We start from the raw sequence: 14332 nt of genomic DNA on the forward strand, positions 1-14332 counted from the left end.
TCGACGAAGTCGCGGGAGTTTGGACGGTTGCCAATACGCACCAGTATCTTCGCGCGCTTTTTGGTAGCGCTCCACTCTTTTGCGCGCATCTTCGCCACCGGTTTCAAATAGATGCCCCAAAAGGCAATCCAGAACCGCCGTAGCACCCGCGAAGTTGGAAAAGTGATGCTGAGATCGGGTGCTGACCTGAAAAACAACGTCAGGTTCGATGCCTGGGGCGATCACGTCGCTTTCGGAAATCAAAATGACTTTCAGCCCCCTTTGTGTCGCAAAGCGCATCGCGGCGATTGTTTCGGCGGAATAGGGATGAAACGTGATGGCGATCAGGCAGTCCCGATCATTCGAGTCCAACAGGTCATCGATGACGGACCCCGAATGTCGCGGAGCAAGCTGTATGCCAGGATGCGCCATGCGACCCGCGTATGAAAAATAGTAGGCTAAGGCATGGCTTGCCCGTGTTGCTGTCACAAAACATCTGTTTGATTCTGTGATGTATTGAATGGCTTTTGAAACCATCGCAGGCTGCATAAGTCTCAGAGAGCGGGTCACGACATTCAACGAATTGTGCGCGAACTTCGCTTGTGCCCGGTCCAGTTCACTTTCGGATTCTGTGGTGTCCAGCCACTCTTGGCCCAGCTGGGATTCTTGGTCGGTGACCAGGGTTTTGCGGAAGGGTGTGCGGAACGCTTCAAAGCCGTCATACCCCATGCGCTGAGCCAACCGAATCAAGACGTTCGGGCTGACACCGACATTACTTGCCGTAACCCTAATAGAGTCCAACGCGAAGTCGCCGGGGTGATCGATAATATACTTAGCCGCCGCCTGAAGGCCCGGTGGCATTGATGAGATGTTGTCTCGCAGCTTATGCGTAATTTGGGTCGGTGTATCTGGCATAGTGTAAAAAAACATTTGTTATGAAAATTGTAAATTAAAAACGTGCTCGCGCACAGCTAGAGTGAGCTCAAGCAATTAAGGCCGCATCGATGAAGCACACAGCCCGTCCTTACGTTTTGGTCGCGCCAAATGGCGCGCGTCGCACGTCGCAAGACCACGCAGAACTTCCTGTTGGGATCGACGATATAGTGTCGACGGCAAAGGCATGTTTTTCTGCCGGAGCACACGGTCTCCATCTGCATGTGCGTGACGAACAAGGAGCGCATTCGTTGGATCCGGGGCGATATCTCGAAGCGATAACCGAGTTGCGGCGCGCCGTTCCCGGCATGGATATCCAGATCACGACCGAGGCCGCCGGTATTTACGACGTTGCCGAGCAGTTGGACTGTCTTACCAAGGTTCAACCTGAATGGGTCTCAATCTCGGTGCGCGAAATCGCTCGATCACCGGAATTGGCTGCAAAAGTGTACGCAGTGTGTGCGGATATGGAAGCGCGCGTACAGCATATCCTTTATGATGCTGAAGATGCAGCTCTGCTGTCCTATTGGCAGGCCGACAGAACAGTCAAATCGGCTCAGACAGACCGACTTCTGGTACTGGGACGGTATACGCAGGGGCAAGAATCCGCGCTCGAAGATCTGGATCAGTTTCCCTTAGGAGTGTCACCCTGGATGGTCTGCGCATTCGGGAAACAGGAACACGCTTGTTTGCGTCTGGCGTCCTCGCGCGGGGGAGACGTGCGGGTCGGGTTTGAAAACAGTCTGTACAGGCCAGACGGAATGGTTTGGGCGGACAATGCGGCGTCCGTATCGACTCTGGTTACATCACTTAAGAAAGGTTCGTTATGAGCAACATATTTCCGAGACACACGAAGTCGAAACTGCCGGTCGCTGTCGCGGGTGACGGGGCGTATTTGATCGACAGTCAGGGACGTCGATACCTGGATTGCGGAGATGCAGCCGTGTCGTGTCTGGGGCATTCAAACCAGTCGGTCATCAAGGCCGTTCAGGATCAGGTTGAGAAGATTGCTTTTGCTCACACGGGGTTCATGACCTCGGAGCCGGCGGAAGCATTGGCCGAGATGTTGATACAAAATGCGCCGGGAAATCTGGACCGCGTCTACTTTGTATCCGGAGGATCCGAAGCGACGGAAGCGGCGATAAAGTTGGCCCGACAGTATTTCCTTGAGATTGGTCAGCCGGATCGACGGCATGTAATTGCGCGGCGTCAAAGTTACCACGGGAATACGTTGGGCGCGCTGTCTGCTGGCGGCAATGCCTGGCGTAGGGCGCAGTTTGCGCCCATGCTGATAGAGATGACGCATATCGCTCCATGTTACGAATATGCTGAAAAACCTGACGGAGAGAGCAGCTTTGACTACGGCCAACGCGTCGCCAACGAGTTGGAAGATGAAATTTTGCGCCTGGGTCCGGACAGCGTTATGGCCTTTATGGCTGAACCCGTTGTCGGGGCAACTCTGGGTGCTGTCCCTGCTGTTGACGGCTATTTCAGGCGAATCCGTGAAATCTGCGACAAATACGGTGTGCTTTTGATCTTGGACGAAGTGATGTGCGGAATGGGGCGCACGGGTCACTTGTTCGCTTGCGATCACGACGGAGTTGTTCCTGACATATTGTGTATCGCGAAAGGCCTAGGGGCTGGCTATCAACCGATAGGCGCGATGCTTTGTACAGATGGGATTTACAGCGCCATCCGGGACGGGACGGGGTTCTTTCAGCACGGCCACACCTATGTTGGCCACCCCGTTGCAACGGCGGCAGCTTTGGCCGTTCTCCAGGAGCTAACCTCACGCAATCTGCCCGCCCGAGCCGGGGAGATGGGTCAAAAGCTCCAGCGTTCACTAGAAGACGCTTTTGGTCAGCATCCCAATGTCGGGGATATTCGAGGCCGGGGCTTGTTCCGGGGAATCGAACTGGTCGCTGATCAGGGCAGCAAGCGTCCATTTGATCCGGCGAAAGGACTGGCTGGAAAGATCAAACAGGCCGCATTTGCCGAAGGTCTGATCTGCTACCCTATGGCTGGTACTCGCGATGGACGTGTGGGGGACCACATTCTTCTCGCGCCGCCATTTGTCATTGAAGACACACAGATCGAGGAATTAACCTGGAAGCTGGGCAAAGCGATTTCGACCGTGCTATAACACCCTTGTGAACTGATTTTTCTTTTTAACTCAATAAAGTATTAGTCGAATTTTTTATTGGGGCGAGTGTAATGGTTAACGATATTTGGGTGAGTTTTCGAAGTCTTCCAACATGGGTTCAGATTTGGGTTCTCGTAGTTTTAATCCCGGTTAACCTTGCGCCTTTGGCTTTTATGGATCAACCACACGGTGAGTTAATCGCCGTTTTGGCATTAACCGGTATGGCCCTGAATATTCCGATCATGCTAGCCGCTCGAGGGATGAGCAAGGCGATGGCTTTGCCGCACCTGTTGTGCTGGGGGCCTTTGGTGATAGTCATCGCGATGGTGTTGTCCGCAGATTCGGCGCTTTCGCCTGAATACGCCGGTTTCCTGACGTTGCTTCTTATCATTGATACGATATCGCTGGGCTTTGACCTGCACGATTCATTCCATTGGGTAAAAGCCAGATCGCAAAATAAAAGCCCCCTTTAAAAAAGGAGGCTTCTTCAGGGTTTACGCGGTCCTGATTACTTCTGAGGAAGCGGCCCGATCATCATGATCATTTGACGACCTTCCATCTTGGGCATGTTTTCGACCTTGCCCAGTTCCTTGATGTCCTCGGCGACACGTTCCAGCAATTCGCGTCCAAGGTTCTGGTGCGCCATCTCACGGCCACGGAACCGCAGAGTGACTTTGACCTTGTCGCCTTTTTCCAAAAACTTGAAAACGTTCTTCATTTTGACGTCATAGTCATGCGTGTCGGTGTTGGGTCGGAATTTGACCTCTTTCACCTCGATGACTTTTTGTTTTTTGCGCGCCTCGGCTTCGCGTTTTTGCGTCTCGTACTTAAACTTGCCAAAATCCATGATCTTGCAGACCGGCGGGTTCGCATTGGGCGAAATCTCGACCAGGTCAAGGCCCGCATCTGCGGCAAGTTGCATGGCTTTGGCGGGATGAACCACCCCGACGTTATCGCCGTCAGCGCCAATCAGGCGGATTTCGGGGGCACGGATTTTTTCATTGACGCGCGGGCCGGTATCTCTCTGAGGCGGCGCGTTGTGAGGTCTGCGGGCTATGGGTTCATTCCTTTGATGATTGCAGAAATTCGAGCCCGAAATTTAGACCGCTCCGGTGCCTGATTCAAGCGTGATCCACGCCAAAACGATGGAATTTCGGTGGTTTCACAGCAGGTTTATGCGCCGGTCAGGGGTAACCCGGTGACCGGCGCGGTCAGTTTAGCCTACAAAAGCTTTTTCGATCACGAATTCCTTGGGCTCGGAATTGGCGCCTTCGCGCAGGCCGAACTCCTCCAGAATCTCTTTGATATCCAGATTGAAAGCTAGCGACCCGCAGACCATGCCGCGATCGGTTTCCGGTTTAATGCCACCTTCGATGCCCAGATCAGCAAAGACAGTGCCGTCTTTCAGCAGGTCGGTGATGCGGCCCATTTTGGGGCTCTCTTCCCGAGTGGTGGTCGGGTAATACCGGATCTTGTCGGCGAAACCTTCGCCCATCAACTCGGCCAGCATCTCGTCCTGACGGATGTTTTCGATCAATTGGCGACCATATTCCAGCTCGGCCACTTCGCGGCAGGTATGGGTGATGATGACCTCATCGTAATCCTCATAGGTCTGCGGCTCGCGCAACAGCGAGGCGAAGGGCGCAAAGCCGGTGCCGGTGGCAAAGAACCACAGACGTTTGCCCGGAAGCAGAGCGTCATGGACCAGCGTACCAACGGGCTTGGGCCGCAGGATGATCTGGTCGCCGGGCTTGATGTGCTGCAGCTTCGAGGTCAGAGGGCCGTCTTGCACCTTGATCGAATAGAACTCGAGTTCTTCGTCCCAGGACGGCGATGCAATGGAATATGCGCGCAGCAAAGGTTTCCCATTGTCGCCCAGCAAGCCGATCATCACAAACTCGCCCGAGCGGAAACGCAGCGAAGCAGGGCGCGACACCTTGAAGGAAAATAGGCTGTCGGTCCAATGTTTGACGTCGGTTACGGTCTGCGCGTCCGGCAGAACGGGGGCCTTTACGGCGGTTGCTTCGGTCACGGGCTTCATCTCTGTCATCGTTTCACTGCCGGTTGGGTAAACCGACATCTCCGTTTAATCTTTGATCCACGTCAGGAAAAGGGGCAGTTGCCCCAACGTCGCACTGACTGACGTAAAGTTCAGTTATCCGCGCAGGCGGGATTGATAATTGTTATCCTGCCAGTTGGCGCGGGCCAGCCATTGATCTTCGGGCTGGCGTTGCGCCAAAGCCTGGTCGATCTCGACTTCGTCAAAGCCGCTGCGACGGGCCATCGCAAACTGATCGGCCAACACATGGCCGCGCGCTCGCAAACGCCCGGTATAGCCTTTCAGGCGCAGAATGCGCGCGATGGTAAACCCGCGCCCATCGGCCGAGGAAGGAAAGTCCACGCGAACCATTCTGGCGCTGCCGAGGCGGTCATACAGTTCATCCGGGTCGGTGTCTGAAGCCACATCCAGCGCAACCACGTCGTTGGCGGCGTCTTCCAGCGTGACAAACCCATCGGTCCAGTCGTCGGGGGCAAAGCCCTCATCAGTTACGATTACGTTCATGTTGTCTCTCCGGCGCGCACCATTTTGCCATCGACAAAATGGATGCCGCATTCTTCCTTGTTCTGGTCGCGCCAGCGTCCGGCGCGGGGGTCTTCGCCTTCATTGACCGGTGAGGTGCAGGGCGCACAGCCGATCGAAGGGTATCCTTTGGCCACCAGCGGATGCCGGGGCAGGTTGTTTTCTTCCATATAGGCGCGCACGTCCTCGGGCGCCCAATGGGCCAGCGGGTTAACCTTGATCCGACCGGTGCCGTCCTCGACCTCAAAGAAGTCAAGCGCGGCCCGTGTGCCGGACTGGAACCGCTTGCGCCCTGTGATCCAGCCGCAATAGCCCGTCAGGGCTTTTTGCAGCGGGAAGGTTTTGCGCAAGTTGCAGCATGCATCCGTATCCCGCAGACGCAGCGCGCCGTAAGGGTCATCGCGCTGCACATCCTCATCTTCGGCGCGGATGATTTGCACGTTTTTCAGGCCCAGACGTTCGCTGACCTCCTGCTGGTATTCCAGCGTTTCGGTGAACAGCATCTGCGTGTCCACAAACAGCACCGGGGTCATCTTGTCGACCACAGCCGCCATATGCAGCAACACAACTGACTCGGCCCCGAAGCTGGACACCAGGGCAAGGTCTTCAATCTCTTCGATGGCACCATGCATCACGTCATGCGCGCTGTGATGCCGGAACCGGGCGTTCAGCGCCTCGACCTTTTCGGTCAGTTCGCTGCGGTCTTTGCCCAGTTCCGTCTGGATCAGATCAAGCGGCATTCGCCTGAGCCTCGGGGTACAGAGCTGCCTTGAACGGAGCCATGCCGACACGACGATAGGTCTGCAGGAACTCTTCTTCGGGGCTGTCGCGCTGTTCCAGATAGGTGTTCACGATCCGCTCGACTGCGGAAACGATCTCATCATAGGCAAAGCCGGGGCCGGTCCGATCGCCGATGGCTGCTGTTTCGGTGCCGTCGCCGCCCAGAGTGATCTGATAGTTCTCGACGCCTGCACGATCCAAGCCCAGGATGCCGATGTGGCCAACGTGGTGATGCCCACAAGCGTTGATGCAGCCCGAGATCTTGATCTTCAGGTGGCCGATATCATGCTCCAGCTTCAGATCGTCGAAACGGGTCGCAATTTCCTGAGCAACGGGGATCGAGCGTGCGGTGGCCAATGCGCAGTAGTCCATGCCCGGGCAGGCGATGATGTCGCTGATCAGGCCGATATTGGCGGTCGCCAGCTCGTATTCCTTCAGCTTGGCGTGGATCGAGGGCAGGTCCGATTTGTGGACATGCGGCAGGATCACGTTCTGTTCGTGGCTGATGCGCAGCTCGTCATAAGCGAACTCTTCCGCCAGATCGGCCATCACGCGCATCTGTTCAGCGGTCGCATCACCCGGCGTCGCGCCGTGCTTTTTGATCGAGATCGTGACAATCGCATGATCCGCGTTCTTGTGCGGCGCGATGTTGGTATCAACCCACGACCGGAAGACCGGATCGTTGGTATAGGCGCTTTCAAACGACGCGACCGAGCCCTGACGGAAATCAGGCGCTGCAAAGTGGCCTTTGATCTCTTCCAACAACGCCATATCGGCACCCTTGAACTGCGGGCGAACCTGCAGGAAGCGCTCGTTGACCTTGGCGCGGATGGTGTCGATACCGTTTTCGTGGACGGTGATCTTGATGCGCGCTTTGTATTTGTTGTCGCGGCGGCCGATCTGGTTCCAGACGGACACAGTCGCTTCAAGATAGGCCAGCAGATCGTCAAAGGCGACGAAATCCGACAATTCCTTGCCGATCATCGGCGTGCGGCCCAGACCACCACCTACGATCACGCGGGCACCCAGAACGCCGTCACGCTCGACCAGTTGCAGGCCGATATCGTGTGCCTTGATCACGGCGCGGTCGTTTTCGCTGCCGGTGATGGCGATCTTGAACTTACGCGGCATGAACTGGAATTCCGGGTGATCAGTGGACCACTGGCGCAGCAGCTCGGCATAGGGGCGCGGGTCGGCGATCTCATCCGCGGCGGCACCGGCGAAATGGTCCGCAGTCACGTTTCGGATGGTGTTGCCCGAGGTCTGGATGGCATGCATGCCCACCTCGGCCAGCGCGTCCAGCATATCCGGCACGTCGTTCAGCTTGGGCCAGTTATACTGGATGTTCTGGCGGGTGGTGAAGTGGCCATAGCCCTTGTCCCACTTCTCGGCCAGCAGGGCCAGTTGGCGCATCTGTGCGCTGGACAGCGTGCCATAGGGAATGGCGACGCGCAGCATGTACGCGTGCAACTGCAGATACAGGCCGTTCATCAGGCGCAGGGGTTTGAACTCATCCTCGGTCAGCGAGCCGTCGATGCGACGCTCAACCTGTGCGCGGAACTGCTTGTTACGTTCTGCCAAAAATGCTGTGTCGAACTCGGAGTAGCGATACATGATTAGCTGTCCTTAGTTGCAGCCCCGAACCTGGGGCCTTGAAAGGGGAGAGAGAGGGCCTGAGCTCAGGCCCGGGGCTGCGTTGCTGTTTCCTGCTTGCCGTGGGCATAGTTGGACGGGCCTGTGCGGCGGAAGTCCTCGCGGAAATGGGTGGGTTCGGGGCCGTTTTCACCAGCCACGGCATCGGCCAGATAGGCTCCGACAATCTTGTTGGCCTGACGTGCGGCGTCCAGCAGACGGACCTGTGCGTGGGCTTCGTCGGTGATCAGCTCGGCTTCGGCCAGATCACGCGACCAGCGGTCATCTTCAGTCAGGTAGATCACGTCGCCTTCCAGCAAGTCATTTGCGGTGACGATTTTGGGGGTAAAAGCGCGGGCCATCAGGCGTGCTCCTTATTGAATTCGGTCAGAGCCTGGGCCGCTTGGCGCGGTTCAAGGCCAATGAATGTCAGGGTAGGGCCGTCCATTCCGGCGGCGGTCAGATCAGCGGGCAGGCGATCCAAATTGGTGGCCATAACGCGTTGGTCGGAACGCGATGCGTTTTCGATCAACGTAACGGGGGTTTCTCGATCCGCACTGTGCATGATCAGTCGGCCTTGGATGAAACGGGCTGACTTCTTACCCATATAGATTGCTGCGACGGAACCTGGGCGTGCCAAAGCAGCCCAGTCGTGATCGGCAAAACCCTTCATGTCGTGCCCCGTCAAGAACCGGACCGAGGAATTTCGGCCACGTCGGGTCAGGCTTTGACCGATCCCAGCAACAGCTGCGGACGCCGCAGTAATACCGGGGATGATGGTCCATGAGATGCCCGAGGCTTCAACGGCCTCGATCTCTTCGTCCAGACGCCCAAACACGGTGGGGTCACCGGATTTCAACCGGACGACGCGCTGTCCGTTCAGTGCATGTTCAACCAATAGTGCGTCGATATCCTGCTGCTTCCACGAGGGGCCGAACCCGGCTTTGCCGACATCAACCAGAACAGCAGTCTTGCCGGCCAATTCCAGAACTTCGGCACTTATCAACCGATCATGCAAAACCACATCCGCGCATTCAAACGCACGCAACGCCTTGAGCGTCAGCAATTCAGGATCGCCCGGACCCGCGCCGACAAAGTCGACATGTCCTGCTCCGTTATGTGAATGCGCGTTCTGCATGTTTGGTTCCGGTTCGTTTGACTTGACCTGCAATATAGGAAATATTCCCGGTATTGCGCCATATGGGTGTATAAATAAGAACAAATGTTCTTTCGTCGGCGCGTTGGAGAACGTGAGTTTCGAAACAAAGGAAAAATTGGGATGTCGGTGCGAATTGACGACACAGATCGGAAAATTCTGGTTGAGCTGCAGCGCGATGCCAGCCAATCACTGGACGAAATTGCCGCGCGTGTTGGCAGTTCGAAGACCCCGGTCTGGAACCGAATCCGCAAGCTGAAGGGGGCCGGTGTGATCGGTCAACAGACCGTCTTGCTGGATGCCGAGGCATTGGGTTTTGAAGCGACGTTCTTCGTTCTTATACGCACGTCCGAACACGAAGCAGACTGGCAGCGCAAATTCCTTAAGGCCCTTCGCGACCGTCCCGAGGTGCAAGAGGCGCATCGTTTGGCGGGTGACATTGACTACATCCTCAAGGTTCGGGTCAAAAATGCGCGGGCTTACGACGAATTCTACCAAACGCTGATCTCGGAAGTGCGGGTTCACAATGTGACCGCACTGCTGTCCATGGAAGAGATCAAATCGACCACAATGCTGCCACTGAACGCTCTGGTCGCAGAATAATCCGTCAGGTCGTGACCATCAGGCGGGTCAACCCGTGAAAGTGGTACGTGTTGGAATAGTCCGGATCGCCCTCTAGGCGCAGGGACGGGCAATGATCAAATAGGGTTTTGAGGGCGATGCGCATCTCGAGGCGCGCCAGTGGCGCGCCGACGCAGAAATGCAGCCCTGCGCCAAAGCTGGTATTTGTTACGACGTCGCGGCTGGGTAAGAACTGATTTGGATCGGCCCAAACGGAAGGGTCGCGGTTTGCAGCGCCAAGCAACAAGGCGACCTCATCGCCGCGTTTGAAGCTGTGGCCGAAAAGATCAACCTGTTCATAGGCGTAGCGTGTGAACATGTGTAAGGGCGGGTCATATCTGAGGATCTCTTCAACGGTGCCGTCAATCCGGTTCTCATCCAATACGTCTGGCCTTGTTCCAGTCTGAAGCAGTGTCTTAACACCATTTCCCAACGCATGGACCGTCGCCTCATGTCCGGCATTCAACAAAAGCACACAAGTCGCAATCAATTCGTCCCGCGATAGCTTTTCGCCGCGTTCCTCGGCTGCGATCAGCTTTGTGATCAGATCTGGACCCGGCTCCACGCGGCGCAGGTCGATATAATTGCTTAGGAACTCAGTGAATTGCGCTGATGCCTGCGCTGCCCGGTCTTCGGTCTGGCGGGTTCGGTTTGCCTGGTACATCGCGACCATATCGTGGGACCATTGCAGAAGGTCAGGGGCCATATGCTCGGGTACGCCCAGCAACCGGCAAATGGTGATCACTGGCACTTGCGTGCAATATGTCTGCAGCAGATCGAACGGTTCGTCGGGAAATTCGTGGATAAGGTCGCGGCACAGTTGTTCGATGTTTGGGGTCATCGCGGCAATAGAGCGGGACGTAAAAGCCCTTATGACCAGACTACGCAATCGCGTGTGGCGCGGAGGTTCCAGTTCGAGAAGAGAATGATCCTCGATCGCCTGCCAAGCTGCCAGATGATCGGGGCCGGGGGTTTGCAATTCGGTTGGCTTCTCGCGCCCAAATCGCCGATCTTTCAGTAATGTCTGAACGGCTCTGTGCGATACTGCGGCAACCTTGTTGTAGTCTTCCCAGAAAAACAGGTCTCCGAACCTGCGCGCATGGTCATAAAATGGATAGGGGTCCTGAACGAATACGGGATCAACCGGCGACTGCGAGATTTTCTTCATGCCGCGCAGACTTGCCATAGGCCGCGCTGAATGCAAGACCCTAGGATATGCACAGAGCATTCGTCGTCATAGGTTTTCTGTTCTCGGTCGCGCTGCTGTCGGCGGGCGTCTGGTCCTACGGGTTCAGGCAGGCGTTATCGCAGCTTAGCGAGAAGGCCGAGGCCGATTTGGAACTGGCCGCGGACCGGTTAAGCACTCAGATGCAGGTCTATCAGGAATTGGCCGTTCTGATGGCGGGCCATCCTGCGCTGACTACGCTGGACACACCCTCACAACGTCAGGCGGCACAAGTCATGTTGCTGGACGTGGCCGATAAGACAGCTGCCGTCAACATGTTATATCTGGACCGCAATGGTCGGGTTCTAACCGCTGCACAGCCGATCGCGCAGGACAGTCTGGCGGGTCACCCCGCGTTCGAACGCGCATTGCAGGGCGCTTTGGGGAGTGCGCACGGGGTCCTTCCCGAAAGCGGTGCGCGCATTTATTCTTACGCAGCACCGACATTTGATGCATTGGGTCGGGTGCAAGGGGCCTTGATGGTCGTCGCCGATGTTCAGGATGTCGAACAAACATGGCGCGGCAGTACCGAGGCCGTTTTCTTTGTGGATTCCGACGGGGTGGTCTTTATCTCGAACCGGTCCGACCTTCTGTTCTGGTATCGGTCCGAGGGTCAGCAGGGCCTGTCTCCGCCAGAAGGGGATGCGACCGATTTCGCCTCGACCATGATCGGTGGGCACGAGCTTTGGCGATTGGGGTGGGGCAGGTATCTGCCTGAACGTGCGCTGCACCTGACGCTTGATTTGCCTGTGATCGACATGACGGCCGAGGTTTTGGTCGATGTAGCTCCGGCGCGGCGTTTGGCGGGGCTGCAGGCTGCTGCGGTAGCTGCGATCTGTTTTGCTTTTGGCGCCTTGTTGTTCCTGGCGACGGAGCGGCGCAGGACGCTGGCGCAGGCCAATGTCGTTCTGGAAAGTCGTGTTGCGCAGCGAACCCGTGCTCTGACGGCCGCCAACACCGCTCTCAGGCGCGAAGTTCATGAGCGGCAAGAGGCTGAAACCGCATTAAAGAAAGCCCAGGCCGAGCTGATACAGGCCGGAAAGCTAAGCGCATTGGGGCAGATGTCCGCCGGGATCAGCCACGAATTGAATCAGCCGCTCATGGCGATCCAGCAATTTGCCGATAATGGCACAGCATTTTTGTCGCGTGGGCGCGAGGGGCGTGCGGCTGAAAATCTGACACGCATATCGGACATGGCGGCGCGGATGGCGCGTATCATCAAAAATCTTCGGGCCTTTGCCCGAAACGAAAGTGAACCTATGGGTAAGGTTGACTTGGTTCAGGTGATCGAAACGGCTGTCGAACTGACCGATGCGCGCCTGCGGTCCGAAGGGGTCGAACTGGAATGGCAGCCGCCTTCTGCTCCTGTTTTTGCTTGGGGCGGCGAGGTGCGGCTGGTTCAGGTGTTTGTGAACCTGATCAACAACGCCGCCGATGCCATGAGCCAGCAGGATGACAAGTTGATCCATATTGCGATAGAAAACGGTGATAAACTGGCGGTTACGGTGCGCGATATTGGCCCAGGTATCGAAAACACTGAAAAACTGTTCGAGCCGTTCTATACCACCAAGGCTGTGGGATCGTCCGAGGGGATGGGGTTGGGCCTTTCGATCTCTTACGGGTTGGTCCAGAGTTTTGGTGGTAACATCCGTGGAACCAACGCGCAGACAGGGGCGATGTTCACGGTCGAGCTTGAGTATTACCGGGAAGATGAGGTCGCATGACACGAAAGGTCCTTTTGGTCGATGACGATGCGGCGGTGCGCGAGGCATTGGCCCAAACCCTGGAGCTGGCGGATTACGCGCCCGTGACTGCTGGGTCTTTCGTAGCCGCCAAGGATCACATTCGGGCTGATTTTGCAGGCGTTATCGTGTCGGACATCAGGATGCCCGGGCGTGACGGGTTTCACCTGTTGAACTACGCGCGTGAGGTTGATGCTGACCTGCCGGTGATCCTGTTGACTGGCGAAGGTGATGTCCCCATGGCTGTTCGTGCGATGGGGACAGGTGCATTTGATTTTCTCGAAAAACCATGCGCTGCCTCGGACTTACTCGATGTTCTAGAACGCGCACAGGCGGCACGGCGACTCGTTCTGGAACAGCGTGCCTTGAAACATGAGTTGGAAAAAGGAGATCCAGCCGCGCGGCTTCTGTTTGGCCTCTCTGCGCAAGCCGAGCGGCTTAGGGAACGGGTTCGTACGGTTGCCCGGACAGGGGTAGAGGTTCTGGTGACCGGCCCCGCAGGCAGCGGCATTTCAAAGGTGGCTGAAGTGGTGCATTTGATGTCTCCGCAATCGCAAGGCCCGTTTGTCAAGCGCCCTGCCTCGGGGTTGACGGTGCAGGAGTTACGACATGTTTGCGAGGACGCCGCGGGGGGCTCTTTGTTTTTGGATGAGATTTCAGCGATGCCGACCGAAACTCAGTACGCTGCACTTGAAATCGTCGAGCAAGGGGTCGGCGCGCGTATCATCGCCGGAACCACTGCTGATCTCGCGCGCTTGTCTGATGCGGGACAGTTTCATGCCGATCTTTTCTATCGTTTGGACGTGATGCGGGTTCGGATACCGTCGCTTGCTGAACGCCCCGAGGATATTCCGGTGATCTTTCGCCACTATGTTGCACAAGCGGCCGAGCAGGCCGGGATTGCTGCACCGGATATCACGTCGGAACATTTGGCGTCATTGATGACGCAGGACTGGCCGGGCAATGCGCGATCCCTGATGTCAGCGGCCATGCGGTTTGTTCTTGGGATGCCGGACGAGGTCGCTTCGGCCGCAGAGCTGGGGCTGAGTGAGCAGATGGCCCAAGTCGAACGTTCGCTTTTGATTGCGTCTTTGGGGCGCCACAATGGCAAGGCCTCGGACGCGGCCAAAGCGCTAAAACTGCCGCGCAAGACCTTCTACGACAAACTAGCGCGTTATGGCATTCGCCCCGAGGATTACCGAAGGTAGGTTCTCCCGCCGCCTGACACTGCATTTTCATGCAATTCAAGGCGTTGGGCGTGGCAGTCCGCTGGTACGGACTGCGATGGCGCCGGTGTTGTCGGGTGATTCTAATCGTACGATTCGAAATATGTGCGAAAATCCGCACAAAGGCAGATTTCCTTGTGTGGAATTTCGCACGTCGTCCAGGTTGGTTCACGGAAGGTTTAGTTGAAACGCTGATACGTGTAATAAAAACAAAAACTTAAAACGAATCTCGCGCATCCCCAACAAAAAGTTGAGCGGTGGCAGGCGATTCGGTTCACTGCCCGGCATAAGGCGCCTTGGCGGCGCTCTTGAGA

15 protein-coding genes are annotated in these 14332 nt (G+C 56.6%); 6 read left to right on the forward strand and 9 right to left on the reverse strand.

Translation table 11 applies throughout. The features are described from left to right. A partial coding sequence (locus tag ABWV79_RS00005; protein WP_353389542.1) for a MurR/RpiR family transcriptional regulator occupies positions 1-909 on the reverse strand: 909 nt, incomplete at its 3' end. A gap of 74 nt (positions 910-983) precedes the next feature. Here ABWV79_RS00005 and ABWV79_RS00010 point away from each other — a divergent pair. The 3 genes from ABWV79_RS00010 (at position 984) to ABWV79_RS00020 (ending at position 3528) form a co-directional block, all read left to right on the forward strand. Next, positions 984-1742, forward strand: coding sequence for a beta-keto acid cleavage family enzyme (locus ABWV79_RS00010; RefSeq protein WP_353389544.1), 759 nt, complete (start codon positions 984-986; stop codon positions 1740-1742). Beyond that, the gene (locus ABWV79_RS00015) at positions 1739-3055 is read left to right on the forward strand and encodes an aspartate aminotransferase family protein (RefSeq protein WP_353389546.1); all 1317 of its coding nucleotides are present in this window, start codon (positions 1739-1741) and stop codon (positions 3053-3055) included. Before ABWV79_RS00010 ends, ABWV79_RS00015 begins: the two co-directional genes overlap by 4 nt. A 71-nt stretch (positions 3056-3126) precedes the next feature. Then, on the forward strand, positions 3127-3528 hold the full coding sequence (locus ABWV79_RS00020; RefSeq protein WP_353389548.1) for a hypothetical protein: 402 nt from the start codon (positions 3127-3129) through the stop codon (positions 3526-3528). Positions 3529-3563: 35 nt separating this feature from the next. Here the strand turns inward: ABWV79_RS00020 and infC are convergent, their stop codons facing one another. The 7 genes from infC to cobA all read right to left on the reverse strand — a co-directional run bounded on the left by infC (position 3564) and on the right by cobA (position 9186). Further along, positions 3564-4154: a translation initiation factor IF-3 gene (gene infC / locus ABWV79_RS00025; RefSeq protein ID WP_331251861.1), complete on the reverse strand. Its 591-nt coding sequence runs from the start codon at positions 4152-4154 to the stop codon at positions 3564-3566. Positions 4155-4271: 117 nt separating this feature from the next. Next, on the reverse strand, positions 4272-5105 hold the full coding sequence (locus ABWV79_RS00030) for a ferredoxin--NADP reductase (RefSeq protein WP_170354002.1): 834 nt from the start codon (positions 5103-5105) through the stop codon (positions 4272-4274). A gap of 105 nt (positions 5106-5210) precedes the next feature. Beyond that, complete coding sequence (locus ABWV79_RS00035) at positions 5211-5618, reverse strand: DUF934 domain-containing protein (protein ID WP_353389550.1); 408 nt, start codon at positions 5616-5618, stop codon at positions 5211-5213. Next, a complete protein-coding gene (locus ABWV79_RS00040; protein ID WP_353389552.1) occupies positions 5615-6376 on the reverse strand; it encodes a phosphoadenylyl-sulfate reductase in 762 nt (253 codons plus the stop codon). Before ABWV79_RS00040 ends, ABWV79_RS00035 begins: the two co-directional genes overlap by 4 nt. Then, positions 6366-8030 (reverse strand): nitrite/sulfite reductase, encoded by a 1665-nt coding sequence (locus tag ABWV79_RS00045; RefSeq protein ID WP_353389554.1) that lies wholly within the window; start codon positions 8028-8030, stop codon positions 6366-6368. The genes ABWV79_RS00040 and ABWV79_RS00045 overlap by 11 nt, the downstream gene beginning before the upstream one ends. A 65-nt stretch (positions 8031-8095) precedes the next feature. Next, positions 8096-8410, reverse strand: a complete 315-nt coding sequence (locus ABWV79_RS00050) for a DUF2849 domain-containing protein (protein ID WP_170354009.1) — start codon at positions 8408-8410, stop codon at positions 8096-8098. Then, entirely contained in the window at positions 8410-9186 is a 777-nt protein-coding gene (cobA, locus tag ABWV79_RS00055) for a uroporphyrinogen-III C-methyltransferase (protein ID WP_353389556.1), read from the reverse strand. Before cobA ends, ABWV79_RS00050 begins: the two co-directional genes overlap by 1 nt. Before the next feature lie 141 nt (positions 9187-9327). Here cobA and ABWV79_RS00060 point away from each other — a divergent pair, with 141 nt between their 5' ends. Then, positions 9328-9807 carry an Lrp/AsnC family transcriptional regulator gene (locus ABWV79_RS00060; RefSeq protein ID WP_170354013.1) on the forward strand — a complete coding sequence of 160 codons (480 nt, stop codon included), beginning with the start codon at positions 9328-9330 and terminating at the stop codon, positions 9805-9807. A gap of 4 nt (positions 9808-9811) precedes the next feature. Here the strand turns inward: ABWV79_RS00060 and ABWV79_RS00065 are convergent, their stop codons facing one another. Next, complete coding sequence (locus ABWV79_RS00065) at positions 9812-10993, reverse strand: cytochrome P450 (RefSeq protein ID WP_353390778.1); 1182 nt, start codon at positions 10991-10993, stop codon at positions 9812-9814. A 47-nt stretch (positions 10994-11040) separates the two neighbouring features. On the opposite strand from ABWV79_RS00065, the gene ABWV79_RS00070 reads away from it, so the two are divergent. Beyond that, a complete protein-coding gene (locus ABWV79_RS00070; protein ID WP_353389558.1) occupies positions 11041-12774 on the forward strand; it encodes a sensor histidine kinase in 1734 nt (577 codons plus the stop codon). Continuing rightward, a complete protein-coding gene (locus ABWV79_RS00075) occupies positions 12771-14000 on the forward strand; it encodes a sigma-54-dependent transcriptional regulator (protein ID WP_353389560.1) in 1230 nt (409 codons plus the stop codon). The genes ABWV79_RS00070 and ABWV79_RS00075 overlap by 4 nt, the downstream gene beginning before the upstream one ends. The last annotated feature ends 332 nt before the right edge of the window (positions 14001-14332 follow it).

It is taken from the genome of Ruegeria sp. HU-ET01832 (genome assembly GCF_040371315.1).
Lineage (GTDB): Bacteria > Pseudomonadota > Alphaproteobacteria > Rhodobacterales > Rhodobacteraceae > Ruegeria > Ruegeria lacuscaerulensis_A.